We start from the raw sequence: 26,685 nt of genomic DNA, 5'->3' as shown, positions 1-26,685 counted from the left end.
CTTCTCTTAATCATCGCATACAACTTTTTCAAACGACTTTTCTGCATAATCCGCAGCTTTTTCAAGGGACTTTTCAAATTTCTTATTTCTTTTCGCCACACAGCCAGGCATCAAAATCTTCCTTTGGCACACGGTACATGGTACCGATTTTATGCACCAGAAAGGGCCCGCCGTCCGTGTAAACCTTTGTCAAATAATTATATGTTGCTGACCTTTTTATTCCGAGAATTTCCTGAATCTCCTCTGCGCTGTACACTCGTCTTTCAATATCCATTTTCTTTTCCATATTCCTTCCGTCCTTTCTTGACCTTTCATACTTTTCCGTCAGAACCGGAAATATTTCATTCGCAGTTTTGTGTTGGTCATCACTGCCAGAAATCTCTTAACCGTCATCCGCCCATCATTGCGGATGAGATTCTGATTTCCAAGATCCCAAAACATACCGCGCTGCTTGATGATTCTGCCGGATGCCCGGTTTGCCTCATCTTTCTGCAGCTGATACAGTAAGATAACCGCAGCCCTATAGTCAGCCTTCCGCCGATTCTCCATGAACTCATCATACATGGAACAGAATGCGTACACGTGCTCATAGTACTCATCAATCTTAGCCAGTACAGTCTTTAAGTCCGGTGCCTTTGACGGGTTTCTCCGGTAGCGAATATCCTCTGATATGGCTTTATGTTTTACTGCCATCTCTTTCAGCCAGGCATCCATTTCATCAGACAGCTTTACCTCATCGGAACCTTCTGTCCACCAATAAAGGCGCTCATCATCGGTCAGGTAACGTCTTGGCCAGAATGCCAGCTCCGCTGGGCTGTTTGAAAATTCCATTGCCCCGTCACGTTTCAGAAACTTGCAGGTGGTCACCGGCGGCATCGCCTCTGCGGAACCGAATTTGGTATAACCTGTCCCCAAAATGTGATTGAGCCATCCAACAGAAAAATCACTTTCAACTTTCTCTCCGTTCACTTCCAGATCACCGCAATCGGGTAAGATACACTGATACAGGGTATATGCCGCAAGCATGACACGTCCAAATTCTCCTCTGCCGATTTTGCCTGTCTCCAATTTGCAGACCGCCGGATCATAATTAGCCGTCTCCAGCACACAATCCTCAAAATAATTAAAGCAAAAGCTGTGCTTCTCCCCATCTGACAGATCAACCGGTTCCAGCAGGAAAATCTCATCAAAATCCAACTCCACACGCGACAGATCCATGATTCCGCCAATGTCCAGGATTTTCTGCATATACCGGTTAAAAAGCTCCATCTCTTCTTCCGGCACACTCATATCCCCGGTAAAATTCACAAACGTTCCCATCTGCACCTTCTCCTCTCTTTTTTCCTAAAAGACGCAAAAAGGCACAGCCCCTGCCGCCAATTCTATGGCCTCTAAACAGGAACTGCACCTATTGGTGTCCGTAACAATATTTTCTTTATATTTTAAGTATAATATCCCGATCGTCGGGTGTCAATCCATTTCCCGCGATCTTTTGCGATCTTTTCCATTCTATTTTTTCATGTTTCCTTACGTTACCCATTTCCATAATTTCTGTACAAATCATAGGCATTTGGAGTGAATGCTTCGTGCCTGCTTTTACAAGAGGAGGATTTATCATGATGCACGACTTCTATGATCCTGTTAATCTGCAGCGCCTACATACTGCTCTTCCACTGCTGCATAGCCAGTTGGAAAAGATCCTGATGCAGATACATGAGTGCTGGCAATTCCTTGTCTCTGATCCGGCTCCACCGAATGAGGACAGAATTTTGAGCGTCTTGGACCTGGTTGATTTACTCGACTGTTTTTCAGAACTTTGTAAGCGTCTTCGAATGGAATACCATACGCGAACCGGACGGCAGTTTTTCAAGCGGATTGATAATTTCAATCGACGGCGAACGCTGTTGCTGATCGCGCTGGCCATGTATGACGATCTTTCTCAGTAGCACGAACCTAACAGCCTCCTGCCATTTTTCGGCGGGAGGTCGTTTTTTACCCGGATGTTATCAGTTTTCGTGATAGCTTATGGTACAGCAATATCAGCTTCATGATAACTACGACATAGAAGCTATCAGCTTCCGTGATAATCACGGTTGGCCCGTGGATATCAGTATACGTGATAACCGGATGATTACTGGATATCAGCTTTCATGATAACTTTGTTTCAGCGGAAAGTTATCAATATATGTGATAATGTATTGGCAAGAATATATCACCTTTCGTGATAACATATGGATCTGAGACGATGAATATCAGTTTCGTGATAATTGCAGGCTGACAAGATATCAATATACGTGATAACAAAGTAACCGCTGGATATCAGTATACGTGATAATATATGTTGCTTTCAGATATCACTTACGTGATAATACCTGAAGAAATTATCACGTAAGCTGATAGCCAATCAATAAAAATACGTATTTTTGCTCACCTTTCCTGTAAGAGATGGTGTAGAAAAGTACTGAGGTGTAGAAAAGTACTAAGGTGGAAAAAAGTACTATATTCATACGTATTTTTCCTCACCATATACGTATTTTTCCTCACCTTAGTGCATGTAAAGATACCCCGGAAACGCCCTCTACGCTTGCGGATGGGCAACGGGCGGCTGCGCCGTAAACAGTTGTTTTTAAACATCTCAAAATTTCCCATGGAAAATTTTTCGGGCATAAAAAAGAAAAAAAAGAAAAGTAATCTCGTTATAAAAAACTATATCGTGGAACAGACCGTGAATTGACTCCACTGCGGTAAGTTTACGGAACCGATTCCTCATGAGTAGAACAGACCGACCAAGCTACTGTTAAATGAACCAGTAACGGTACCGACTATAAAGTGGATGTATTATCATTCGCTACATACACAGATACGGATATTGGAATACAAAACTGTACCGGTTATCAATAACCGAGTCGCATACGCTGCCTCCCATCTTATGGAGAGGTGGTAACTGGTGTTGGGAAATATATTGGTTAGCAATAACTGTATCGGCAGAGATTGCGTATATTCTTTCGTAGAAAACATACGCACACCGTAAAAATATTCCTCAGGGTACAGATCCGGGTATTGGAATACGGAAATTGACTGGTTATCAGATACCGAATGGCATACGCTGCTTCCCATCTTGTGGAGAGGTGGTAACTGGTGTTGGGGAATGTGTCGGTTATCAATGAACTCATTGCAGAAGTCACGTACCATTCCGGGAAAGAGATCAGTGTACTGCAAAATGCTCCCATAGGAACAATGTAGGTATTGAAATGTGAAACTGTACTGGTTATCAGTAACCGATTCGCATACGCTGTCTTCCATCTTATGGAAAAGAGGACTGGTGATGGGAAGTGTATTGGTTAATGTTACCTGCATAGGAAAAAATTGGTTCTTTTTTCAGTCAGAGCATCAGCTCACAGTCAAAATCCCTCTCAGAAATGATGTGGATTTTATAAATTCATCCACATTTTTCTTTAGTGGATCTCCGTCATACTTAGGAATTTGCCATGAACACAACGATTTTCTCACTCTGAAAATGAAAATTAACGCCGATGAATTGTATGGTGAGCAAAAATACGTATCTGAATTTCCGCCGAAACCATAATTCTCCGTTTAGTCTCCATAATTAGACCAGCAATCAGGCAGCTGATGCTGCCCGTGAAACGGAGGAATTCGAATGAATCATTACATCCAATCAGCATCACATGATTTTAAACTGTTCGAAATGAATGACATCGCCAAATACGGCATTATGACCATGACAAGCAAAGTCTTATCTCCCCTGCAATACAAGAGTTTAATGTATTTGATATGGAAAAACCTGCAGAAAACTCCCGGGCAAATCGATTGTGTAGAGCTTTCACTTTCCGAGCTGTGTTTTGCACTGGGATACTCCAAAGACAAAAACTGCAATTTTTCTCACATGAAAAGGAAGGTCGGAGCTGTCATTAAAGGACTGATGACGCAGGAGCTGACCATCCACGACAAGAAATATGACATGTATCTCTCGTTTGTATGGATACAGACGGTCGGTATATCATACTCCAAAGATCTTATCAAGGTTCGCTTTAACACGGATCTTGCAAGATATTTCGGACAGGCACTGGCAAAGGACTTTACCGTGGTTCGGCTTAAGTACATGAATCGACTTTCAACCTCTTCCGCGGTTCTGCTGTATGCCTTCTTCTGCCGTTATCAAAACATGCACGTTTTCAATTACGGAATTGAAGAATTAACCAGCCTTTTAACCGGAACTCCAGATTACGAGTACAAATACCTGAAACGTGATCGCCTTATACCTGCCATTTTGGAAATCAACCAGTTAACTGATTTGAAGGTGGTCATAGACGAAAATTTTTACGGCCATAAAGTCTGCAGCTTGAAATTCGTTGTTTCATCCGCTCCGTCAGAAGATGAACTGAAACATTGTCTGGGTAACCAGTACAATAGGCGTAATCGTAACATATATAATACGGACTGGAAGGCACAGTATGTTTACGATATGGCCACTCAGAAATATGTACCGCGTGATGAATTATGAGAATGATGCGGATTTCAATATTGCGTTTTATTCCGCATCATGCTGCACACGAATCACTCTCGCATACAGGAGGTAATTATGCATTCCAATTTACGTTTGGAAGTTCCGGAAAGTGTCCTATCCGACGGAATCTTCAAGGACAATAAGCCGCTTTCAGCAATCAGCCTGAAAACTCTGCTGTTTCTCATGTACTACTTTGATGGAAATTGTGAAGATAAAGTAACCGTACCTCTCTCAGATTTGTGCTTCATGTTCGGGCATGATTCCAATGCACTCTGCAGCAATAACCGCGCGCATCATGCCCGACGCATTATTTCCCATTTGGAACGGATTACTGATCAACCACTCTCATTCGGCGGTTATTACGATATGGTCTGTATAGATTCCGTCGATTCGGATATTCGCAAGAATCTGTGTACTGTCCATTTTTCACATAAGTTCATTCATTATTGGAATGATTGCCTGGAGCAGAAGTTTTATTTCGTAAATATCGGAAATTTGTTTCATCTTCATACGCTTCCGTCCGTACTGCTGTACCTTTTCTGTTTACAATATAAAACCACCGTCATTGTTTCCGTATCACGGCTGGCAATGCTGTTAACTGGAAACCCGGATTATCCGTATAAGCTGCTCAAAAAGGATAAGCTCCGACCGGCCATTGCCGCCATCTCATCGAATACAAGTCTCCAAATTCAGTTTGGTGAGATATCGTTCAATCGCAGCGTTCAGAAAATCAACTTCACTTTTACTCACAAATCGATCGCACAAGATGATAATGTGCTGGATAATGAAAATGAAGAGCAGGAAAAACTTTTAAACTCCCCAAATGGAGGTCTGCATTTTTTGAGTGACAAGGAGTTACGCGACTGGGAGAAAATACAGGAAGATTGTGCTCGAAAGCACTACTGGAATTACTATCGTGATTACTGATTTTTGGATTAACATTATTATTCTTTATCACAGGCACAAAATGTATTATAATGGGCTTAACCCAAAGATTGGTATGTCAGGCTGCCATGCAGCACTTATCAATTTGGGAGGAATGATTTATGAACAAATGGGATGAATTACGAAAGGAATGTTATGGGAAAGACACTCTCGAAAGATATCAGAACGGTCGGATAGACTTCTCTCCGGACAGCATGCAGGATGTGGAGAATGGCGATTTCAAGTCCTACGATGAATATCTGGAGGTACAGAAACGTTCCTGCGACAAGGTCCGGCAATTTTTCGAGTTGTGCTACTATCACGTTTCAGGCTCATCCGCTGACTTTAAAGGCCAGATTTTACGGTTCGATCAGCAGAAAAACAAAGTACTTTTCAAACGTATCATGGTAAACGGCATGTATGGTGACGGTATCGGTTTTGTCGGCAAGGAAGATCATGTCTGGATGGACAGAACCGGTTTTGAATTATTTAATCCCGGCGACTGCCTCTGGTTCGAAGCGGATATTTACCGTTACATGCGTAAGAGCGATGGTAAACTGATTGATTACGGACTGCGGAATCCTGACAATATTGAAAAGATTGAATCGTATGAGGTTCCTACCGACGAACAGCTTATTGATCAGCAGATCGACCAGCTTGTCTGTGAAACCTGCAGATACTTCGATCACTGCTATCTCGGAATGTGCGTGGCCAATGAAGAGGAACGGAAGGAACGGTTCGAGACACTGAAAAATTTCCAACCCGGCAAGTTTACACCCTTCACGGTTATGCTTGCATATGAGATGGAATATCGTGTCATCATGCAAGACAAAAACTTCCGATGCGATCCCACGGATCCAAATTTCCCAATTATAAAGAAAATGCTGGATATCTGTCAGGCTCACCCGGTCTACTATGTGGGAAATCCGCAGGAAGCATTTGTTAAAATGCTCTTTTCCGATAAACCGCGTATGTATATCGAATAAAAAGAAGGAGGCGACACAATGTACGACAGCCATATATTCTGCAAGGAATACAAGGATCTGAAAGATCAGATTGTGGATATTGTGAATGGAGACACAGAGGATTATGACATCGATGCTCTGGCGGAGCACATTCAGGAACTGTATGATAATGGCGAAATGTCCTCGTCACAGTATGATGATCTCATGAGCTACATACAGGATTTACAGTAATATAAAAGAAACATACATAACGAATAAGCGCAGGCACTCGCACCTGCGCTTTCTTATCATTGTTCCTGTAGTATACTGCTGTCGCTTCTTTCATTTCTTTTTTATTCTTAATTTTTTGAAATCAGCATTGTAACCGTTTATGGCCTCTGCAAGTTCATTTTCCAGATCTGCATTCCACAGTTTTAATTCTGACAGCACCACTACCCGATACAATTCTACATATTTTCTGATGTAAAATCCACACTGGCCGCCCGTCATTGCATCTTCTTTTTTCGCATCAACATGAAGCATTTTATTTCTTGTGTTGACAGTCCTTTTTAGAATTTCAGGAATATTATCGCCATTAAACGCTGTTCTTCCGTATCCTTGTATCACCGAATCTATCTTATCCTTGAAGGAGGGAATACTCGGTATGGAAATTTTATACTTGCAGCCACATTGTGGGCATTTTGTATTCCTCTGTTTTGGCGGCTGTGAACAATTAATTTGGATTTTTTGCAATGATGCAAGATACTCTGATAACGGCTCAAATATCTCTGAGAATAATGCCAACCTCAAATCGGCTGTCAAGCCATCACCGAACCCGATATAATAAAACATCTGATCCATTTGTAATGCCTTTTTATCGTACCTCTCCCATGCACAAAAACCTCTTTTATAGGCCATATCATTCACTGGTTGACTGAATATTGTATATGCCCGTTTACCTTCATAATATGACAGCATGTTTTCTCTCATCTCAGCCGTGATATCAATACCGTCTACTTCATATTTATTCATTTTGAAAAAACGGCCATCAAAAAGACATTCATACCTCAGAATTTTGCAGAGTATCGCATGTACCCTTTCAAAAGGTACCGAATCTGACAGCTTTATCGTTATTGATTTCTGATTCAGCTTGGTTAAGATTTCTATGTCATAATTTATTTTGGACCTCTTCAGTTCCCAGTTCCTTTCAATGGCGTACGGAAGCAGGCTTTTGCCATCGTAAAGACCATGATATTTTACTTCCGTACAAGGTCTCTTTTTTAATGTATTTTCCATATAATTGCTCTACTCCATTCAATGAGGTATTTATAAGGTGTACATAAAAAATCTCTATACGAACAAATCCCAAGTCAACCGCCGCGCGGCACTGACATGGGATTTTATTTATAATTTCCGATCAAATATACTACTGTTCTATTTTGTAAACCGAATCACGTCATTCGGTGTGCAATCCAGATAGGTGCAGATACGCTCCAATGTAATCAACGTGATGTTCATGTTCTTTTTCAGACGATCAAGCGTATGATTATCGAGGACCTTATCCTGCAGAATCATATATTGCGTTATTCCGCGTTTGCGCATTGTGTCCCACAGCGGGCTGTAATCAACCATGACAAGTCCTCCTCCTGCGAACAATCATAGCTGATTTTCTTTCAGATCAATATTGTGTATATATCCACAATACGATATACTATTCATAGTACAGCTGAATTTTTCTTGAAAACAGAATTAAAATAGTTCTTTTGGATATCGGCAGAATACAAAAGCATTGTCAGAAATCACCCAAGGAACTATAATAAGTCTATAGCGCAAGAAAAAGGGCTAACGAACAAAGGAGGAACATTATGGGTAAAAAGCAAATTTACAAAAAAGCGGTAGCTCTGTCACTGGCAACGGCCATGGTAGCAGGTTCTGCAACAACCGCATTGGCCGGGCAATGGAAACAGGATGCAAACGGATACTGGTGGGATGAAAACGGCAGCTATCCGAAGAATGAATGGAAATGGCTGGATGGTAATGGGGACGGCATTTCCGAGAGTTATTATTTCGGTGCAGACGGTTACCTCTTAACCAACACCACAACCCCGGACGGCTATACCGTAAATGCAGACGGACAGTGGGTAGAGAACGGCGTGGTAAAGACGCAGGGGACTGTAAAAAGTACCGGTTCAACAGGAAAAACCCAGTCTTCCGCAAAATCCAACGTCAAACAGTCGAGCCTTGTCAGCTATATGAGAGATGTCGATAAACCGGAGAATACTACAAGAGTAAACCCAGTTGGAACTGGTGTCGCATTTCCAACAACCGATTTGAAAGTTGGCGACAATATGTACTGGCGCAACTGGAACGGTGGTAACGAATATATTCTGTATTATCACGGAAAAACAGATACAAAAGCAGCGGGAGATATCGGAGATCCGACATCTGCAGGTTACCAGATGAAACTTTATCCGAATGCGCAGTCGTACTGGACATTCGATAAATGGACAACTCCTGACGGAGTGACAATCGATTACCTGTACCGCGTACTGGATGAAAACGGCAAAATTAAAACTGCCACTGCAGAAGAACTTGGCTTGACCTATGAAGGCGGCAAGGTGCGTGATGTAGCGTATGATAGTAATTATCCACTTAAAAGGGTCGTGGATCTGTATGCACTGAATATTGAAGCAACTAAAGACTGGCTTGAAAAATATTCGGAAATTAATCATCACGGACTCGCAGGACACAATCAGTTTATCACAAACTATGGTTATTACATCGCACAGCTGACCGGTCAAACAGATCCATTCAATCGTGTAAATTCCATGACAGACGAAGAGAAAAAACAGGCCGATGAAGTTATTGCTGTGTTGAGGAACTGGTTAAATAGTTTTGATTTCGAACATGCTACAGAACCAGAGAGACTCGCAAAGATTTCAGAATTGTTAATCGGATCAAAATACGACGATGAAGTAAAAAACAATCCAAGTCTGCATACGTACGATAAATTTTATCAGGTGCTTATCAACAAAAAGGGCGTATGTATTGATTTTGCTGATACAGGACATCTGCTTGCAACGCTGCTTGGTTTAAAATGCGCCGTTGTCGGGGACACAGTACACGCATGTTGGATTGTACAGGCAGACGGCGTTCCGCATATGGCTGAAAACGGAGCTATCGACCTCGTTAATGATTGGAGAGAAACTTCAAAACTCGGAACAAGACAGTCTTACAATTTCAATTTCGGTGAATACATTAAATACGAATAAATCGTTTCTCCAACACAAGGACTTTCTCTAAGAAATTAGAGGAAGTCTTTTTTGTATGTATAACAAAATCACATCAAAACCAAATTTGCATCATTTTTCTCCATAATTAGCCTATAAAAAAAGTAAGGAAGGAGAATCTATGCAAAAACATAAAAAAGGGAACTGGAAGCGTCCGGTTGCCGGGCTGCTTGCTGTATTGCTCGCAACTGGTACCATTGATATCAGTCAATTTGCATCATTGACATCCTATGCGTATAGTAAAGACTACGGAATTTGCACGGATAACCATCTGTACAGCGACACCGGCGCGAACTGTAGCGGTGATATTTATGTACGCACCACGGAATTAGCACAGGATTTGCAACATGAATCAGACGCATGCAAGATAATAATCATTCATAATCTTTCCTTATATTGTTCTTTAGACCAATATATAGTTTCGTAGATTCTGTATTGCATCCTGCCCAACAGATATAATATCTTTAGACCAATTTTTTGTGCTAAAGGAGATGTACGATGGATTTAAAAGCAGTAGGATTGCGTATTAAGACCGCAAGGGAAGCAAAAGGCTTGACACAGGAAAATCTGGCTGCCATTGTCGATCTCAGTTCAACACATATAAGTGTCATTGAACGCGGTATGAAAACTGTAAGATTAGATACGTTCGTCGCCATAGCAAATGCTTTGGATGTCTCCGCGGATACCCTCCTGGTTGATGTTGTCACTCATTCCGTGGATGGATTGGCGAATGGTCTACCGGAAGCAATCCATACTCTTCCACCGGATGAACAGAAAAGATTGATGAAAGCTCTCAAGGCTTATCTCGAATAGGAGGATCTCTGTGATCCTCCATTTTTGTCGTTTTTTGTCGAAACACGTCGAACGAAAATAATTTCTTTCCCATCTTTTATATGCTATATTTGTTCTAAAGAACAATATATAAATCTATGGAGAATATGCTTTATGGAACAGAATGAACTTTTGGAAAACAATGAAAACGATAATGTACTCGAATTTGATTATACCGGTACGGATCAAGCCGGTAATTTAGCCGACATGGCAGAAAACCTCTCACAAGAAGAAGCTGCGGCCGCTATAGAGGCTATTGAAAAAGTACGCCGGGAACGCGCTGATGATGCGGTACGGGATTTCAGAGCATGGTTTGATGCGGCTCTTCTGCCGATCCTGAAGGGATTTGCAGAATTGACCGGTGCCAAATTGACTATCCGGCAGGACCATTTTCATGATATTACCGCAACTTTTACCGGCCGGTGCGGTTTTGATATCACGGCCACCCAGAAACGGATGCGGATGGCCATGGCTGCGGCGGATCATATCAGCGTCAACAGGTGGTCCGGCAGTAATGAGGTGGAATTTTCTCTGATATTTGGATTTTCTGAAACTGAAGAATGAATGTCCGGATAGGGTTGGCGTGATTTTTTACACTGGCTCTATTTTTTATGGTAGAATAATAAATAACTCAGAAGATTTAAGTGAGGTGTACTATGCTTTTGTGGTCCATACAGCATCAATGTACATATGAAAAAATGGAACAAACCGGAGTGCTCAGAGCAGACAAAAATTTCATTGCGACGGATTGGTTTGAAGATTCTTATCTGTGGATGGCAGAGCAAATGAAAAAGCGTATAGGTGAACCACCAGAAGGTGTTATATTCCCCGTGTGGGCCTGGTACCAGTGGGAAGGCATGCGGAAACGACTGGATATGCGTGTGCATGGGCGTAATTGGGGAGAAAAAGGTACACCTATTGTTTTACTGACTATTGAAGTCCCGGACAATCTGGTTTTACTTTCTGATTTTGATTACTGGCACTGCGTCCTAAATGATGGCGACATTATTTTCCCTATTGACGATTCAGCAGTGTATTCTGAAGAGGAAAAACAGAAAAGCTGGGAAAATATTTTCGATATCAGCTGTTCTTTTGAAGGTGAAGTACATCCACATCTTAGTACCCAGGCAACCATGTGAGAAATAAAAAAAGAATGGGTGAAAAAAGCTGAATATTTTGTATCACGATAAATCGAAATTTGTAAGGAACAGAAACTTTGAAGTTTACAGCGAGGTGAAAGATGTTGAATTATGTAGAATATGGAAAAGAAAACAAATATGATGATGATATATTTTTTCAAAAATACAGTCAAATGAGTCGCTCACAGCAGGGACTAGCCGGTGCAGGAGAATGGGAAACATTGAGAAAGCTGCTGCCGGATTTTAAAGATAAGCGTGTGCTTGATTTAGGATGCGGCTATGGATGGCACTGTATTTATGCGATGGAACACGGAGCGTCTTCTGTTGTAGGTGTTGATATTTCTCATAAAATGCTCGAGGTAGCCAAAGAAAAAACACATTTTCCACAGGTTGAATATAAATGCTGTGCTATAGAAGATGTGGAATTCCCAGAGGAGAGTTTTGATGTAATATTAAGTTCACTTGCGTTTCACTATGTAGCAGATTATGAGATTTTAGTAAAAAAGATATATAGAATACTGAAGTCTGGTGGTAAGCTAGTTTTTACGGTTGAACATCCTGTTTTTACTGCCTATGGAACACAAGACTGGTATTATAACAAAAAAGGAGAAATACTGCATTTTCCGGTGGATAATTATTATTATGAGGGCAAACGAACAGCTGTGTTTTTGGGAGAAAAGGTTACAAAATTTCATAGAACACTGACCACATATCTAAATACACTGCTTTCAAATGGTTTTATAATAAATCATATTGTGGAGCCGCAGCCGCCGGAATACATGATGGATATTCCGGGGATGCAGGATGAAATGCGCCGTCCCATGATGCTGATTGTATCGGCGAACAAAAAAGTGGATAGATAGAACTAAAACACCTATAAGGTATAAATGGAGGATATGGATGAAACTGTTTTTATGTTCGCACTTTTCAAGTGTAGGAAGTTTGATAAAAGAAGAAATTGATAACAAGAAAGTCGCATTTATTCCAACAGCTTCGCTGCGTGAAGGCTATACCGGTTATGTCGGCTCGGCTCGAAAGCTATTCAATAAACTGGGAGCAGCCGTAACTGAAATTGATATTTCAACGGAGGCTTATTTAACGATACAGTCCGTTTTTGAAGATGCGGATGTGATATATTTTACTGGTGGAAATTCGTTCTTCCTTATGGACCAGCTCCGTAAAACGGGAACGGATGAGCTATTGAAGAAGGAATTGGCAAAGGGAAAACTGATGATTGGTGAATCGGCGGGTGCGATTATATGCGCTCCAACTATCCAATATATTGAACAAATGGATGAAAAACCGGAGGACTACTCACAAGAAGATGATGCAGGGCTTGATTTGCTTGATTTCTATGTTCTTCCGCATTATCTTACAGCACCATTTAAGAAAGTTACTGAGAAAATAATGACTGAATTTTCGGATTTGAATCTATGCCCAATTAACAACCGTCAGGGAATTGTAATTGATGGTGAAGGTTCAAAGGTTGTTTGCAAAGACTAATTTGAAAATTCCAGTTTATGGAATTGCTCCTGAAAATAAGACATTGACGGAGTAAGAACTTTAGAGAAAAACGGAGTAATAAAACAGGGAGGTCGAGGTTCCATCGAGAGAACCTCGCATCTCTGTTTTATATTCTTTACTGCAGAACGTTTTTATAAAGTGCTTAAATACTGTACAGGCACTTCTTTGGTCAGCCATACCCCATTTACCGATAAATAGAACGGATAGCCATCTTCTGCCATTTGCTTTGCATTTACCCGGTATACAACCGGCTTTCCATGTCGGTTCCCCACTGTTTTGGCAATCTCATAATCTTTTGACAGATGCACATACAGCCTGGATTTCGGAATCAATCCAATCCGATTGATTGATTCCACATACTTCTCTCCCGTTCCATGCCATAAAACATCCGGCGGGGTCTTTTGCTCCAGTTCCACATCCACTGGAATGGAATGCCCCTGGTTTGCCCGGATCAGCGTTTTATCCTCATTGAAGGAATACCGCTGCTTGGAATCAGTCCGTACAATTTCTTCCAGCATCTGCATGTCAAATGGTCTGCTCTTCGCTATCCCGGCAATCAGATCTTCCGTACGCGCCCATCCGTGTTCATCCAGTTTCATACCAATGGCTTCCGGGTGGTGCCGCAAAATAAACGCTATGAATTTTCCGGCATTGTCCTGATGTCCCATATTCTCACCTGCCCTTCCACTGTAATGCCTACTCTTTTGACTGTGCCGCCATATATCCTTTCATATAGCCGATATCATAGCCCTCTTTTCTTCCCTCTTTCAGAATCTCACGTGTCATGGTCAGCATGCTCACGCCTTCGCCTTCATCCTCATCATCGCTCAGCCATTTTTCTTCCGGCGGTACCGGGATTATCTTTCCGGCGTTTTCCGCAACCTGTTTTACCCTTGTATTCACGAACTCCGTGCGCAGTACGGCAACAATGGCATTCATCGCATCGTCCACGCTGCTCTTTCCGCCCATATACTCCTTGTAAGCAGATGCCGCAAGATTAAACGCCGTTCTGGCGACATGTTCCTGCCACTCGTCATGCGCTGTCCAGCAATGTTCATGTTCCTCAACCTTCCGCGTCTCTTCATCTTCCTTGAATAATTTCTGGCAGTCTTTATTCCAGAATCCATAATACGCCTGCTCCTGGCCACGGTTGAATCCCGAAACGTATGCTTCTTTTCTGACTTCAGTCACCAGATCCGGGATCTGGTATCCTTTCCGTAAAAAGAACTCATCCGCAGTATAGAAGGAAGCTGCCTCATTCTCTTTTCCGCCTTTTTTGATTTTCTTCATCCCGTTACCTCCTCACATTCGTATTTAACCCATCACTCGCTTAAACACCTTGAAATTTGTATCATCCCGCGGGGAACAGTATACGGCAAATTCAATGGTTTTAAATGTGTGCAGATAATCCGCAATTACTTCTTTTGCTGCTCTTGCCACCACTTCCGGCTTATTCTGAAACGCACCGCATCCGAAAGCACCAAGAATTACCACTTCAGCGCCATTCAATGCGGCAACATCCAGAATCCTTGTCAGTCTCTTCTTATGGATTTCCAGAAGCTCCTTGTCGCTGACTTTTACCGACCGGTCACCGTTATCCTGGTTGAACTGGTTGCTCGGCCTCTTCCGCAGGTTCGGCGCTGCGCAGGTGATCACATCCACATCATACCAGTCCTTCTCATCCATCAGCTTCGGGCGGCTAGTATCTGTCTTGAATACGGTCGCATCTGGCGTATAGATGATATCTGCATTGTTGATCGGATTTTTCGCATTCCGATGCGGATAATAGAAGCTCTTCATCATTTCCGGTACGCTCAGGCAGAAATACAGCCCGGAGCATCTGCACAGACACTCTTCCTGCGCGCTGGATCCCCTTGTCACGCCACCGCCCGGATTGGTCGCAGAGGCAAAGTTATGTACCGCTACTTTCTGGCCTGCATAACCTGCAGCCGCCTCGAAAGTCCGCTTTGTGGATACGATGATCTTCGCTTCATCTTCAAAGCGTGCCTTATCCACAGCAGACAGCTCCGTTCCTTCCAGAATCAGCTTCTGGTTTTTCACAGACCGCGCAAGAGCGTCCTTAATCTTTCCGTTTGTTTCACACAGTCTTTTAGTATCTTCAAAAATTTCTACATTTTCAAAACTGCTCATACGTTTATCATTCCTTTTTCTCTTTGTTAATTTCAGATCCCAACGCTATGAAAACGGCCGCGGAATCACTCCCGTAGCCCAGTGCCTGGCCTCGTCCGCCTTACATGCTGTTATCACGAAAATATTCGTTTACCGTATGTAACAGCAAAACCATATCCGCCTTTGAAACACATGACGCATCCAGTTCAAATTCATAGACGCTGTTCTTTGTTCTGATTGTCAATGAACCATCTTCCACCTGGATACTTCCGTAGGTTGTGTGCAGATATTTGCCCGGACAATCGCTTGCCGGACTTGTGAAAAAGTAAATCATATACTTTTCATACCGGCTGTCGGATTTATAGACCATGATCAGACCTGGCTGATCCATATACGGTATCCGCCAATCCATGTATTTCCGACCGTTCTTATCTTCTGCTTTACGCAGGATTCCCAATGCCGACTGATCCAAATGCATCTCATCCACTCCTTAATTTTATCACACGGGTATTTCACCGACCGCTGCGATAAAATCCCGAACCCGGTATCCGTGTTATTTTTTCGTTGCAACTATATCATCATCGAATTCGAATTTCCAATTAGCGATTTCTGCGGATAACGTTTTGAGTCAAATTTTCACTCCGACGTTCCTGCCTGAAATCATAAAGCGCTTTGTCATAATTCCGGTTTCAGCATTCGCCAAACCGTTGCCGCCACTATATCATCAAGTATTTCAAATTGCAAGAGGGTATTTTTCAGATAATCGGATGTTTCGGAAATAAAAGGAAAACCAGTTCTCGCCCTTATACCCTCTTGTTTCGGATATAAAAGGAAAACTGGTTTTTTGATTTTTATTCTTTGTTTGCGATATAAAAGGAAAACTCAAATCCCTGTTTTACACCGCTTGTTTTGGATATAAAAGGAAAATTATTACGTTTCCGCATCCCTTGTTTCGGGTATAAAAGGAATGTTTCGGAAATAAAAGGAATTAAACAATTTTTCCTACAGCTCGTCCACAGACTCCACGATCTTTCCGTCTCTCCAGATCCTCTCCAGATCATAAAACAGGCGGTCTTCCTTGGAGAATACGTGTACGATCACATCGCCGTAATCCATAAGGACCCATGTGGAGCTCATGCTTCCCTCTTTCTGATGACACTCATAACCGGCTTTGAAAAGCTTTTCTTCTACATTGTCAACTAAAGCCTGTGTCTGGTTTGCATTGGAAGCGCTTGCGAGAACGAAGTAATCCGCGATCACGGAAACGCCCTCAATGTCAATAATTTTTACGTCTTCGCCTTTTTTCTCTTCCAAAGCCTCGACTGCAAGTTTTACCATTTCTTTTGACTGATTCAACTGATTGTTCCTCCTTGTCCTGATGGGTTATTCCGGTCACGGCTGATGCCTCTCCGGCTGTCTCTTTCTTCCTTTCCGAAACGACACGGCGCATATCCTCACACGCCGCCTCTGTCATCGGATCGATCTGGCAGCCCGTACTTTTTAAATATACAAGAATGCTCTCCATAATCTCGAGGCACGCCTCGTCAAGATTGATGAACGCAAGCTTCCGCATAGCCGTAAGATTGGCCGCCTTGGATCGTCTCGGTTCAATGTAATCTGCCACATAGAGGATCTTGTCGAGCAGGCTCATGCCCGGCTTTCCCGTCGTATGGCAGGTGATCGCGCTTAAGATCTCCGGATCATCCACCTCGTATTTATGTTCCGCCATCCATGCCCCGAGTTTTGCGTGAAGCAGGGACGGATCCCTCTCCTCCTCAGCAGTCACCGGAATATTGCGGTCCAGACATTTTTGAAGCATGACCGGATCCTCAAAACGCTTTGCCGAGTCATGCAGGAGTCCCGCAAGATCGGCTTTATCAAGATCGTACCCATATCGCATCGCAAGTGCCTGGCAGGTAAATTCCACGCCAAGCGTATGCTCATAGCGGTACGCATCGAGTTTTTTCTTTAAATGTTTTCTGATTTCAGGTACACGACTATCCATAATGAATCTTCTTTCTGAATTCAAGAATGCCCCGGCATTTTTGCTGTGAGATGCGGGTCATCTGTTTCCGCATGTTCTTTTCCCGCGTCTGATGCACCGTCCTGATACCGGAATATCCGGCAGACTATTTTGTCAGATACAGGCCTGTCTCTCTGATATACTCCGCCACAGCCGCCGGCATGTCTTTTGAAAGATCCCTGCCTTCTGCCGCCTTTTTCCGGATATCCGCGGACGCCACGTCAATCTTTGGATTATGAAGGATCCGGATATCCGCGTTGTACTTCTCATTGAAGTAAGCAACCTTATCCTCAAGCGGCACACCACCGTCCTCGTAGGTTCTTCCGGATACCAGAAGCACAGCCTGCGCCATCACCTGTTCCGGATGATACCAGGATTCCAGCTGGTACAGGGAATCTGCCCCTATGATAAAATAGACCTCTATATCCGGATATGCCTCTTTTAAGAGCGCCAGAGTCTGCGCCGTGTAGGTGTTCCCTTCCCGTCCCATCTCAAAATCAGAGACAGTAAAATACGGGATTGATTCCGTGGCAAGCTCCAGCATCCTGATGCGCGCCGCCCCATCCGTGATAAAATGATCTTTTTTGTGCGGCGGAACATGGGACGGCATAAACCAGATCTCATCCAGTCCATACTCCCGATACGCCTGTTCCCCAAGAAGCAGGTGACCGTTGTGGACCGGATCAAATGTTCCCCCAAGAATACCGATGCGTCTCATCGTATCCCCCCTTTGCCCGCGCACAATCCGGACGTCAAACAGTCCCGGATTGCCGCGATCGTCACACTGTTTACGGAAGAATGATCTTTCTGTCCTTCTCTTCCTTCGCCGGCTTATACAGAACGATCATCTTTCCGATGACCTGTACAACCTCGGAATGAGTGCGCTCTGCAAGGATCTGCGCAAGGTCTTTTCCGTCATCCGCACAGTTCTTCAGTACATGGATCTTAATCAATTCTCTTGCGTTTAACGCTTCCTCGACGGATTTGGTAATCTCCGGTGTGAGGCTGGACTTGCCGATCTGTAAAACGGCATCCATGGTCATTGCAAGTCCCTTTAAATAGGAACGCTGTTTGCTGGTCATAGTAACTCCTTTTCATATATGGAAAAGCATGGTCTCCGGGCATTCATACGGACGCCCGGAGAAGATCCGATGCATTATTTATAGTAGTCAAATACGAGTCCGTACATGCGGACCGTATCGCCTTCCTGAATTCCCGCCTTTTCAAGATCGGCAAGGATTCCGGACTGCTTTAAGAATTTCTGGAAGAAATCAAAGCCCTTCTCAGAATCAAGGTTCGTGTAACCAAGCATCTTCTCGATTCTCGGCCCCTCAACCACATAGATGCCCTCTTCATCCTTCTCAACAGTATAAGGAAGAGAACGGTCACCCACATACTCGATCTCGAATTCTTTCTCAAAGATCTTCGGCGTACGGTCTGTCTTCCTGATCACATCATAGAGATAGTAGAGAAGATCATTTACACCTTCGCCGCTGACAGCAGAAATTCCAAATACCGGGATTCCCATCGGCTCGAACTCTTTCTTTAAGTCTGCGAGCGGATCCGCCCCCTCATCATAAACTGCATCCAGCTTATTGGCTGCGATAGCCTGCGGCAGTTTTAAGAGTTCTGGATTATAAGCGGAAAGCTCGTCCATGATCGCATGGACATCCTCGATCGGGTCACGTCCCTCAACGGAAGCTGCGTCCACCACATGAAGCAGGACTTTCGTGCGCTCGATATGGCGAAGAAACTCATGCCCAAGGCCGGCTCCCTCAGACGCACCCTCTATAAGGCCAGGGATATCCGCCATTACAAAACTGTTGCCATCGCCTAAATTAACTACGCCGAGATGCGGGTTCAAAGTCGTGAAATGATAATTCGCGATTTTCGGTCTTGCGTTGGAAACACGGGATAACAGAGTGGATTTTCCGACATTCGGAAACCCTACGAGTCCCACATCTGCGATCACCTTCAGCTCTAACTGTACCCAGAGCTCCTGCCCCGGCTGTCCCGGCTGGGCATATTTCGGAACCTGCATGGTTGCTGTCGCAAAATGCATATTCCCAAGACCGCCTTTACCGCCCTTTAAGATCACTTCCCGGCGGTTTTCACCGGACATGTCTGTGATAACCTTACCGGTTTCCAGGTCCTTAACGACAGTACCTTCCGGGACCCTGACGATCAGGTCCTTTCCGTCAGCGCCATGGCAGCGGCGTTTTCCGCCCTCTTCGCCATTTTCGGCCGCATACTTCCTTACATGACGGAAATCCACAAGCGTGTTCAGTCCATCATCCACTTCAAAGATGATGTCTCCGCCTCTTCCGCCGTCACCGCCGTCAGGTCCTCCATTCGGAACATACAGTTCACGCCGGAAGCTCACATGCCCGTTTCCGCCGTTTCCTGATCTGATATATACTTTTGCACTGTCTGTAAACATGGAAAACCGTCCTCTCAATAAAATTAAAAAATATAACAGTGCCGCTTCTTATTCTTTTCATGAATCCAAAGTCTCACTGTTACACATAAATCTTAAAAAAGCTCCATACCATCCAGTATGGAGCTCATCGTTATTATTCGTTGATTGCCTGAGGATATACAGAAACCTGCTTTTTGTCTCTGCCCTTTCTCTCAAACTTAACAACACCGTCAACTTTAGCGAATAAAGTATCATCACCGCCGATGCCTACGTTGAGACCCGGGTGAATCTTTGTTCCGCGCTGTCTGTAAAGGATGTTGCCAGCTAATACGAACTGTCCGTCTGCTCTCTTAGCTCCAAGGCGTTTGGACTCAGAATCACGTCCGTTCTTTGTGGAACCAACACCTTTCTTATGAGCAAATAACTGAAGGTTCATCTTAAACATATCGTTACACCTCCCTGAATCGAAATTTGATATATTCTGCTCCATATTCATCCCGGATATTTTCGAGTCCGAGAATCAGGGATTTCATGAGGAGCTGCGACTCAGAACTTATTTTGTCCGGGAAGGAAAAAGAAAAGCTTCCACCATCTTCCCCCACACTTCCTTCAAAGTGATCGTCCGTAAATGTTTCAACGGAGTTTGCCATGTTGAGAACCAGTGCGGAAACAGCAGCACAAATCACGTCCTGTCCGTATTCTGCATAGCCAGCATGACCATTGATATCGATTCCCTTTACTACTTCGTTCCTGTCACGCAGGATATTTACCTGAATCATAATCTTAATTAAGCATTGATCTTTTCAATCTTAACCTGAGTATAAAGCTGTCTGTGACCATTTTTCTTATGGTAGCCAGATTTGCGCTTATACTTGTAAACGATAACTTTTTTGCCCTTGCCAACTTTCTCTACTGTTGCAGATACTGTTGCACCCTCAACGGTCGGGCATCCGATTGTAAGCTCTCCGTTGTTAACAGCAAGAACCTGATCAAAAGTTACTGCAGAACCAACCTCTGCGTCAATTCTCTCGATCTTGATGCTGTCGCCCTCGGCTACTCTATACTGCTTACCGCCAGTTGCAATAATCGCGTACATATTGCACCTCCTATTATCATTACTCGCCAGTTATGGTGTCTTCCATCATGGAATCCTTGAAAACCTCACTGTGCGGCACACTATAAAACTATAACAAACTGTGCTTGCATTGTCAAGCATTTTTTCGCAATTTCGATATTTTAAAAATGTCAACATTAAATTCGACATTTTTTTCATGTTTTTATCGTTTTGCCATTTTGCACAATACGCAGCCTGTTTTATTGTATATTTTCACTTTTAGGCAGCGCAATAGTAAGGCTGCCACTCCTGCCAGCCTCTCACGCCCCCTATTCTCGTTCTTATGCAAGCTGTTTTACCTCTTCCTCGAATAGTTCCCCTGCTGAATGATAGCCATGTATTTTGCGTGGGTATCCGTTTATCCAGTTCTCTATACTCTCTACCTCTTCCTCTGTCCTGTCGTCAAAATTTGTGCCTTTCGGTATCTTCCGGCGTATCATCTTATTTGTTACCTCATTCGTGCCACGTTCCCAGCTACTATAAGGGTGGCAGTAATATACCTTTGTCCGTTTTTCTCCCTCGTTGATAATAGAACGCTGTAAGCCCTCTGCATCTGCAAACTCGCTACCGTTGTCTACTGTGATTGTCTTAAATACCCGCTTAAACATATCAGCGCCCCATTTTCTTTCTAATCTATCCAGTGCCGCTACTACTGCCTCGTCTGTATGGTCTGGCAGTTTAAATATAATCTCGTTTCTGGTTTTCCGCTCTGTCAGTACCAGCAACGTATTTTTTGACTTTCCCCGCTTACCTAAAACGCTGTCCATTTCCCAGTTGCCAAACTCTTCCCGTGTATCTATCTCTTTCGGGCGTTTGTCTATACTCTCTCCTGCTGCCGCCCTTTTCTGTTGTCTCTGTACTTTCTTATAATTTCTCTTCTTATTCTTCTTTACTGGCAAATTCTTATTAGACAGCTTAAGGAAAATACCCTTATCAATGTAGCTGTATAAGGTCGTTACGCATACTGTTACGGAAAAGTCCCCCTCTTTCCCCTGTGCTTTCAATTCTCCCAGTACCGCAGCTGGGCTGTAATCTTCATTTACTATTTTATCCTCTATATAATTTGCGTATGCAATATCGTTTCCTATTTTAAGCTGTGTACCCCTTGCCTTTAAATTTTCCTCTGCTTTCATTTGTGCCTTGTTTGGGCTATAACTTAATGTTTCTGTATAGTCGCTATTTCTGTGCATATATTCCCCTCGCTTAAGCTCATTGTATATAGTGCTGCGGTGTACGCCCAGCTGTTCTGCTATCTCTATCACGCTATGCCCTGCTTTTTTCAATGCCTCAATACTTATACGGTCTGTCCATGTCAGCTGTCGGCTGCCTTTCTTATTCGCCATTTCTGCTACCTCTCTTTCGTTCCTGTTTTTTCCCCATATACGACGAAAAGCCGCAAACTCTTTTACAAGTCTGCGGCTTATGCCTTTACCTATTTACAACACTTTTTACAAGCGGTGTATTTCTTCTTTGCTTGGCTTAGCGGTATGCTCTTTGGGTTTTTCATTCCCGAACAGTTAGGCTTACTATGGTATTTTTTGTTGCTACGGTCTACATATACTGTAGTTTCTCCCGTATGCTGGCTTACGCTGGGCGTTGCGTCCTCGATTACGTCAAGCTCTATATTGCACCCGAACGTCTGTACCCCCCCCCCCAGAAATTTCCAGTATTTCTGCGGTGTAGCGGGCTTTCGGGTACTTTCTCGCTAAGTCCCCCGCCAGCTCTGCCGATAGATTGCCTATTACCTTATCGCCCCACTTTACGTATGCGGCAGGCTCTCCGTTGTATGTATACTTTTCTACTGTAATATCTTCGCTGCCGGACATTCTGCTTAAAATATCCTGCCTGTTTTCTCCGTCCTCATTATTGAACGTCACGCCTACTACTTTCGTTCTGATTGTATCTAAAACTCTGCCACCAGATGCAGCGGCAGGCGCAGGCGTTCTGTTTTCGTTCTTTTTTCCTGCGCTTTTCTTTTTCAGTCCAAAATAGGCGCATACTGCCGCAACCGCAATGCAGCCCACCCCACCTGTTATATTTCCAGACGGCAGCGCCGTTAAACCGCTTACTGCAAATAATGCAGCCGCTGCCGCTAAAATTACCTTTTTCTTTGTCATAGTAAGCCCTCGCTTTCGTATTTACTTCAATTCTAAAATTTCATCAGCAGAGGCGTTAAGCTCTCTGCATATTTTCGCAAACATTTCTATTGTCGGTGCGTGCGCCCCGTTCTCCCACCTGCTTATATCTTTCTGGTGGACTTGCAGGCGTTCCGCAAGTTCTGACTGTGAAACGCCCGCCGCTTTTCGTGCTTTCCTTATGTTCTCGCCTAAATTCATGCCTTACCTCTCTTTTTCCTTTGCTCTCAAAATGAAAGCAATAATCAGCTTTACCAGTCCTACTACTACTAAAAATACTCCTAATTTCAAAAGCATACTCTTTACTCGGCTGTGGGTTTGTGTTATATTTTTTTATAGGCGGCGGGCTTATCGCCCGCCTGTCGGTTAGGGCTTTCGCCCTAACCTATGTGCTTACCGATTATGATAAGTATTATGCCTATGATTAAGTCTATCAATGCGTTGATTGTCAGGTCTCGCCATTCGATAGGCTTTTTCTTTTGTTTCTTTTTCTTACCCATTGTGCCGTTTCTCCTTTCCAGTGGCTTTGCCTCTTATTTGTTCTTATCTCCTTTCCATGATTTTATTATATACCAACTTTGGTATATTGTCAATTCTTTTATGCGGAAAATGCTATAAAATTGCAAAAAATTGAGGGCAGACAGTGAACCGCCCACCCTCGAAAACTTAAGCTAATCTTGTGGCATAATCTAAGCTAATCCAGCCTGCGCCACTCTTCAAGCGTCCCCAGCCAACGCTTGCGCCCTGTCCGGCTTTCACTTCCACAATGGTAAATACTCCCTTTCCTGTGGTTTCTCCCGTCTTTGCATAATTCGTGCCTGCTCCTGTTCTGATATTAAGGTCTAAAATATCTACCTGTACGCTAAACGGAACGCCTGCGCTTGCCTGCTGCCCTGCTGCGGTATATACCGCCTTGCCGTTATCATCATATACAGTATAGCCCGCCTTGCAAGCGCTCTTTGCATTTTCCAGCGACGTAAACGCCCCCAGCTGGCTTGCTGCGTCCGTCCAGCTCTTGCGCACTCTGTAATACTTTGTACCGTTTCCTGCTGCATACTTTTTATAGTATCCCTCGCCGTACTCTGCACGCTTTTTCTTTGCTGTTTCGCTCTGGTCTGCTGGCTTTTCATATCCAGTAAGAACGGCATCAGATGCAGCACGCACGCTGCCCGCCTTTTTCAGTGCGTCCATTACTGCTGTGTATCCCTGCAATTCTTCCCATAAAAAGCCCAGCTGCATATTAAGGTCTGCAATGGATACGCCCGCCTGTTTTGCATGATTAAACAACGCCTGCTTTCTGCTCCAATACGTCCACTGCGCCAGCCCATAGCCTGCACTGTCTTTTACAAAATTGCCATAGCTGCCATTATCCACCGCTGCTGTATATTCTGCGTCCGTCTTACCCAGCTTATTGTTATAGGCGTTCTGTAAGTTGTTCGGCATAAGCCCGCTTTCAGCATACAGATTACCCATAATACCAGCCACGGCATAAGCATTTAAGCCCTTTCCTGTAAGAAAATTCCAGATTGTTTTTTCATTGCCGCCCTGCGGTGTTTCTGCCTGTCCGCTGATTTTACGCTTAAACTCGTCCCATGTGTGGGCGCTGGTGTTATATACATACGGGTTAGGGCAAATCTTGCCCGTTACGTCGTAATGTCTGATTACATGAGATGCAGGCACGCCGTATTTATTCATAAGGTAACGGGTAAGCTCTGCCGCTGCCTCTACTGTTGCGTCCTCAAAATACCAGTCTTTATCTGTTGCGCCCATGCTCTTTGTGTTTTTCTTCCTTACGCACATTTCAATACCGATACTATTAGCGTTTCGGCACTCTGCGTGCTTATAGCTCGACGCTCCGCAATGCCACGCTATATTAGCGTCCTCTACGCACTGCCATACCTCGCCGTTAAATCCTACAAAGTAATGCGCCGACGCATTTCTATTGCCGCCGCCATAATATCGGCAGTTGTCCTCTGCGCCGCCCAGTGCGCCTACATAATGGATAACAATATACTTAATTCTGGAAACGCTGCCCTTATTGAAATTGTACTTACTTATCTTTCTGTTAATGTTCATATTTCCTGCCTTTCCGCATACAAAATAAGCGCCTGCGGTGTCCCGCAAGCGCTCTTTGCTGCTATGTCCTTATTATTCTTATCTTTCCTGTGTCCTGTGTTCCTCTACGTTGCCTGTGGTGCTGTCCCCGTCCAGTTCGTCTGTGTCCGGCAGTTCGTCCGTATACTTCGCCAGAAACTCCCGCACCTTTTCCCATACCTTTTTTACGGGCAGCCCGCATAATGCCATATTCTTAAAAATACTCACTACCTCATAGGCAATGTAAAGCAATGCAAAAAATTCAGCCACGCCCACGGTATCAAGCCCTAAATATGTACGTGCCTGCTCCGGTATAAATCCGATTAAGTTAATCTTAATCAGTACGTCGATTGCCAGCATGAATACCAGAGAAATAAGCATACCTACTTTTCTGATAGCCCCGTCAATGCCTGCGCAGCTGTTAAATTTCTTCTCTTTGATTGCACGCAGCACGCCAAAAACCGTGTCGCACACAATCGCCAATACTACCAGCTGGATAATTTTGTTATGTGCCGCCGCCTCAATAAATTCTGTAATAGTCATGTTCATAAATCCTGCCTTTCTCTTAATTGCAAATCTTTTGCCCGCTCTTTCAGCTCTGCGCCGTCGTAGCCTGCTGTCTGCTCCCAGCTTTCCAGAGTGGCTATTAAATCAGCAATAAGCCTGCTTTGCTTTTCTATGGTTTCCTGTTGTTCTTGTACTACCCTTAGTAAATTGCTACTCATGTACTCGCTCCTGCATTCTGCCGCTTAAGCAGCCTTTTCTATGGCTGCCTCTGCCAGCGTTTCTATTTTCTTTCGTAGGTTATAACTGTCGGCGTGTCCTGCGTGTCCCGTCCAGCTCTGTATACTCTTTTGTAACTGCTCTTTTGTGATTTTCCCGCTCTCGCACTTCTTGATAGTACGCTTTATGCGCTTTATGCTGTCCTTTCGTACTTTCCTGTGCGTTGCCCTGTGTTTGTAGCCTACAAAGTCTATACCGTTCTTTGCTGCCAGCATGGTAGTTTTCGGGTTAAACTCTAACTTAAGCTCTTCCCGTAAGAATTGCTCTATCCGTGCAAGCCAGTTGCGCAGCTGTTCCTTGTCTGGGCTTAATATTACAAAGTCGTCCATATATCGTATGTACGCCTCTACGCCCAGCTCATGCTTAATAAACTGGTCTAATGCGTCCAGATAGATATTTGCAAATAACTGACTGGTAAGGTTTCCTACTGGTATCCCTACGCCGTCCGGCATATTGCCGTTGTGGTCTATTATCCTGTCCAGCAATGCCAGTACCCCAGCGTCTTTTATAACCTTACGTATTTCAGTTTTTAATACCGCATGGTCTATGCTCTGGAAATAGTGGTGTATATCTGCCTTGATAGCATAAAGCGGCTGGTCTGGGTGGTATTTGTTCCACTCATACAGCCACTCTTTTAGCGTATCAGACGCAGCGTGCATACCTTTACCTTTCCGGCAGGCGTAAGACTGCGATATAAACCGCTTATCAAATATAGGCTCTAACACGTTGTTTATGGCGTGCTGTACCACCCTGTCATAGAACGGCAGCGCTGTTGTGGTCAAGCTTTTTTGTAACACTTGTGGCTAAAAA

The 26,685-nt window shown here is 43.8% G+C and carries 36 protein-coding genes; 13 read left to right on the top strand and 23 right to left on the bottom strand.

Annotated elements, in window-relative coordinates:
• Positions 1-82 precede the first annotated feature (82 nt).
• Both DW826_RS13870 and DW826_RS13865 read right to left on the bottom strand, forming a co-directional pair.
• Positions 83-286, bottom strand: coding sequence for a helix-turn-helix domain-containing protein (locus tag DW826_RS13870; RefSeq protein WP_117513295.1), 204 nt, complete (start codon positions 284-286; stop codon positions 83-85).
• Between the two features lie 38 nt (positions 287-324).
• A complete protein-coding gene (locus tag DW826_RS13865; protein WP_117553031.1) occupies positions 325-1,320 on the bottom strand; it encodes a hypothetical protein in 996 nt (331 codons plus the stop codon).
• A gap of 296 nt (positions 1,321-1,616) precedes the next feature.
• Here DW826_RS13865 and DW826_RS13855 point away from each other — a divergent pair, with 296 nt between their 5' ends.
• The 6 genes from DW826_RS13855 (at position 1,617) to DW826_RS13830 (ending at position 6,645) form a co-directional block, all read left to right on the top strand.
• A complete protein-coding gene (locus DW826_RS13855; protein ID WP_117513289.1) occupies positions 1,617-1,946 on the top strand; it encodes a hypothetical protein in 330 nt (109 codons plus the stop codon).
• Positions 1,947-3,325: 1,379 nt separating this feature from the next.
• Positions 3,326-3,586, top strand: a complete 261-nt coding sequence (locus DW826_RS13850) for a hypothetical protein (protein WP_117513287.1) — start codon at positions 3,326-3,328, stop codon at positions 3,584-3,586.
• A gap of 72 nt (positions 3,587-3,658) precedes the next feature.
• Positions 3,659-4,522, top strand: coding sequence for a replication initiation protein (locus DW826_RS13845; RefSeq protein WP_117513285.1), 864 nt, complete (start codon positions 3,659-3,661; stop codon positions 4,520-4,522).
• A gap of 78 nt (positions 4,523-4,600) precedes the next feature.
• A complete protein-coding gene (locus tag DW826_RS13840; RefSeq protein ID WP_177968670.1) occupies positions 4,601-5,452 on the top strand; it encodes a replication initiation protein in 852 nt (283 codons plus the stop codon).
• Positions 5,453-5,571: 119 nt separating this feature from the next.
• Positions 5,572-6,435: a hypothetical protein gene (locus DW826_RS13835; RefSeq protein ID WP_117553029.1), complete on the top strand. Its 864-nt coding sequence runs from the start codon at positions 5,572-5,574 to the stop codon at positions 6,433-6,435.
• A gap of 18 nt (positions 6,436-6,453) precedes the next feature.
• Positions 6,454-6,645, top strand: coding sequence for a hypothetical protein (locus tag DW826_RS13830; protein ID WP_117513277.1), 192 nt, complete (start codon positions 6,454-6,456; stop codon positions 6,643-6,645).
• Positions 6,646-6,735: 90 nt separating this feature from the next.
• Here DW826_RS13830 and DW826_RS13825 read toward each other — a convergent pair whose 3' ends face one another.
• A complete protein-coding gene (locus tag DW826_RS13825; RefSeq protein WP_117513275.1) occupies positions 6,736-7,689 on the bottom strand; it encodes a HEPN domain-containing protein in 954 nt (317 codons plus the stop codon).
• Between the two features lie 138 nt (positions 7,690-7,827).
• Positions 7,828-8,025: a helix-turn-helix domain-containing protein gene (locus DW826_RS13820; protein WP_117553028.1), complete on the bottom strand. Its 198-nt coding sequence runs from the start codon at positions 8,023-8,025 to the stop codon at positions 7,828-7,830.
• Between the two features lie 233 nt (positions 8,026-8,258).
• Between DW826_RS13820 and DW826_RS13815 the strand changes: the two genes are divergently transcribed.
• From DW826_RS13815 to DW826_RS13785, 7 genes are all read left to right on the top strand, one after another.
• Positions 8,259-9,665: a hypothetical protein gene (locus tag DW826_RS13815; protein WP_117513270.1), complete on the top strand. Its 1,407-nt coding sequence runs from the start codon at positions 8,259-8,261 to the stop codon at positions 9,663-9,665.
• 139 nt (positions 9,666-9,804) lie between these two features.
• Positions 9,805-10,110, top strand: a complete 306-nt coding sequence (locus DW826_RS13810) for a hypothetical protein (RefSeq protein WP_117513269.1) — start codon at positions 9,805-9,807, stop codon at positions 10,108-10,110.
• Between the two features lie 71 nt (positions 10,111-10,181).
• Entirely contained in the window at positions 10,182-10,496 is a 315-nt protein-coding gene (locus DW826_RS13805; protein WP_117513267.1) for a helix-turn-helix transcriptional regulator, read from the top strand.
• A 132-nt stretch (positions 10,497-10,628) separates the two neighbouring features.
• Positions 10,629-11,078 carry a hypothetical protein gene (locus DW826_RS13800; protein ID WP_117553027.1) on the top strand — a complete coding sequence of 150 codons (450 nt, stop codon included), beginning with the start codon at positions 10,629-10,631 and terminating at the stop codon, positions 11,076-11,078.
• 92 nt (positions 11,079-11,170) lie between these two features.
• Positions 11,171-11,653, top strand: a complete 483-nt coding sequence (locus tag DW826_RS13795) for a DUF3841 domain-containing protein (protein WP_117513261.1) — start codon at positions 11,171-11,173, stop codon at positions 11,651-11,653.
• A gap of 101 nt (positions 11,654-11,754) precedes the next feature.
• Entirely contained in the window at positions 11,755-12,516 is a 762-nt protein-coding gene (locus DW826_RS13790; RefSeq protein ID WP_181968078.1) for a class I SAM-dependent methyltransferase, read from the top strand.
• Positions 12,517-12,553: 37 nt separating this feature from the next.
• Positions 12,554-13,156: a Type 1 glutamine amidotransferase-like domain-containing protein gene (locus DW826_RS13785; protein ID WP_117513256.1), complete on the top strand. Its 603-nt coding sequence runs from the start codon at positions 12,554-12,556 to the stop codon at positions 13,154-13,156.
• Positions 13,157-13,308: 152 nt separating this feature from the next.
• Here the strand turns inward: DW826_RS13785 and DW826_RS13780 are convergent, their stop codons facing one another.
• The 19 genes from DW826_RS13780 to DW826_RS13690 all read right to left on the bottom strand — a co-directional run bounded on the left by DW826_RS13780 (position 13,309) and on the right by DW826_RS13690 (position 26,657).
• Positions 13,309-13,845 carry an RNA 2'-phosphotransferase gene (locus DW826_RS13780; protein WP_117513254.1) on the bottom strand — a complete coding sequence of 179 codons (537 nt, stop codon included), beginning with the start codon at positions 13,843-13,845 and terminating at the stop codon, positions 13,309-13,311.
• Between the two features lie 28 nt (positions 13,846-13,873).
• Positions 13,874-14,467, bottom strand: coding sequence for a hypothetical protein (locus DW826_RS13775; RefSeq protein ID WP_117513248.1), 594 nt, complete (start codon positions 14,465-14,467; stop codon positions 13,874-13,876).
• Positions 14,468-14,491: 24 nt separating this feature from the next.
• Positions 14,492-15,328, bottom strand: coding sequence for a TIGR02452 family protein (locus tag DW826_RS13770; RefSeq protein WP_117553026.1), 837 nt, complete (start codon positions 15,326-15,328; stop codon positions 14,492-14,494).
• A gap of 100 nt (positions 15,329-15,428) precedes the next feature.
• Positions 15,429-15,785, bottom strand: a complete 357-nt coding sequence (locus DW826_RS13765; protein WP_117513244.1) for a hypothetical protein — start codon at positions 15,783-15,785, stop codon at positions 15,429-15,431.
• Between the two features lie 524 nt (positions 15,786-16,309).
• Positions 16,310-16,663 (bottom strand): ribosome silencing factor, encoded by a 354-nt coding sequence (gene rsfS / locus DW826_RS13760; protein ID WP_117484561.1) that lies wholly within the window; start codon positions 16,661-16,663, stop codon positions 16,310-16,312.
• Positions 16,584-17,312 (bottom strand): bis(5'-nucleosyl)-tetraphosphatase (symmetrical) YqeK, encoded by a 729-nt coding sequence (gene yqeK / locus DW826_RS13755; protein WP_117553025.1) that lies wholly within the window; start codon positions 17,310-17,312, stop codon positions 16,584-16,586. The genes rsfS and yqeK overlap by 80 nt, the downstream gene beginning before the upstream one ends.
• A gap of 124 nt (positions 17,313-17,436) precedes the next feature.
• Complete coding sequence (gene nadD, locus DW826_RS13750) at positions 17,437-18,048, bottom strand: nicotinate-nucleotide adenylyltransferase (RefSeq protein ID WP_117553024.1); 612 nt, start codon at positions 18,046-18,048, stop codon at positions 17,437-17,439.
• Between the two features lie 70 nt (positions 18,049-18,118).
• Entirely contained in the window at positions 18,119-18,412 is a 294-nt protein-coding gene (yhbY, locus tag DW826_RS13745) for a ribosome assembly RNA-binding protein YhbY (RefSeq protein WP_021905028.1), read from the bottom strand.
• Positions 18,413-18,486: 74 nt separating this feature from the next.
• Positions 18,487-19,770 carry a GTPase ObgE gene (obgE, locus tag DW826_RS13740; protein WP_015554474.1) on the bottom strand — a complete coding sequence of 428 codons (1,284 nt, stop codon included), beginning with the start codon at positions 19,768-19,770 and terminating at the stop codon, positions 18,487-18,489.
• Positions 19,771-19,903: 133 nt separating this feature from the next.
• On the bottom strand, positions 19,904-20,194 hold the full coding sequence (rpmA, locus tag DW826_RS13735) for a 50S ribosomal protein L27 (protein WP_015554473.1): 291 nt from the start codon (positions 20,192-20,194) through the stop codon (positions 19,904-19,906).
• A 4-nt stretch (positions 20,195-20,198) separates the two neighbouring features.
• A complete protein-coding gene (locus DW826_RS13730) occupies positions 20,199-20,528 on the bottom strand; it encodes a ribosomal-processing cysteine protease Prp (RefSeq protein ID WP_015554472.1) in 330 nt (109 codons plus the stop codon).
• A gap of 8 nt (positions 20,529-20,536) precedes the next feature.
• Complete coding sequence (gene rplU, locus DW826_RS13725; RefSeq protein ID WP_021905027.1) at positions 20,537-20,845, bottom strand: 50S ribosomal protein L21; 309 nt, start codon at positions 20,843-20,845, stop codon at positions 20,537-20,539.
• Positions 20,846-21,144: 299 nt separating this feature from the next.
• Positions 21,145-22,206 carry an IS30 family transposase gene (locus tag DW826_RS13720; RefSeq protein WP_002591292.1) on the bottom strand — a complete coding sequence of 354 codons (1,062 nt, stop codon included), beginning with the start codon at positions 22,204-22,206 and terminating at the stop codon, positions 21,145-21,147.
• A 270-nt stretch (positions 22,207-22,476) separates the two neighbouring features.
• Complete coding sequence (locus DW826_RS13715) at positions 22,477-22,980, bottom strand: hypothetical protein (RefSeq protein ID WP_117553023.1); 504 nt, start codon at positions 22,978-22,980, stop codon at positions 22,477-22,479.
• 21 nt (positions 22,981-23,001) lie between these two features.
• Entirely contained in the window at positions 23,002-23,199 is a 198-nt protein-coding gene (locus tag DW826_RS13710) for a helix-turn-helix transcriptional regulator (RefSeq protein WP_003023288.1), read from the bottom strand.
• Between the two features lie 465 nt (positions 23,200-23,664).
• Positions 23,665-25,074, bottom strand: a complete 1,410-nt coding sequence (locus DW826_RS13705) for a phage tail tip lysozyme (protein ID WP_117553036.1) — start codon at positions 25,072-25,074, stop codon at positions 23,665-23,667.
• Positions 25,075-25,152: 78 nt separating this feature from the next.
• Positions 25,153-25,635 (bottom strand): phage holin family protein, encoded by a 483-nt coding sequence (locus DW826_RS13700; RefSeq protein ID WP_002591287.1) that lies wholly within the window; start codon positions 25,633-25,635, stop codon positions 25,153-25,155.
• Positions 25,636-25,637: 2 nt separating this feature from the next.
• Positions 25,638-25,817, bottom strand: a complete 180-nt coding sequence (locus DW826_RS13695; protein ID WP_117553022.1) for a hypothetical protein — start codon at positions 25,815-25,817, stop codon at positions 25,638-25,640.
• A 24-nt stretch (positions 25,818-25,841) separates the two neighbouring features.
• Positions 25,842-26,657, bottom strand: a complete 816-nt coding sequence (locus tag DW826_RS13690) for a reverse transcriptase/maturase family protein (protein ID WP_242994107.1) — start codon at positions 26,655-26,657, stop codon at positions 25,842-25,844.
• Positions 26,658-26,685 lie beyond the last annotated feature (28 nt).

This window comes from Clostridium sp. AM34-11AC, from assembly GCF_003435375.1.
In the GTDB taxonomy this organism is placed as follows: domain Bacteria; phylum Bacillota; class Clostridia; order Lachnospirales; family Lachnospiraceae; genus Pilosibacter; species Pilosibacter fragilis.
The sequence above is the reverse complement of the archived record's forward strand: the minus strand, read 5'-3'. Positions and strand labels throughout refer to the sequence as shown.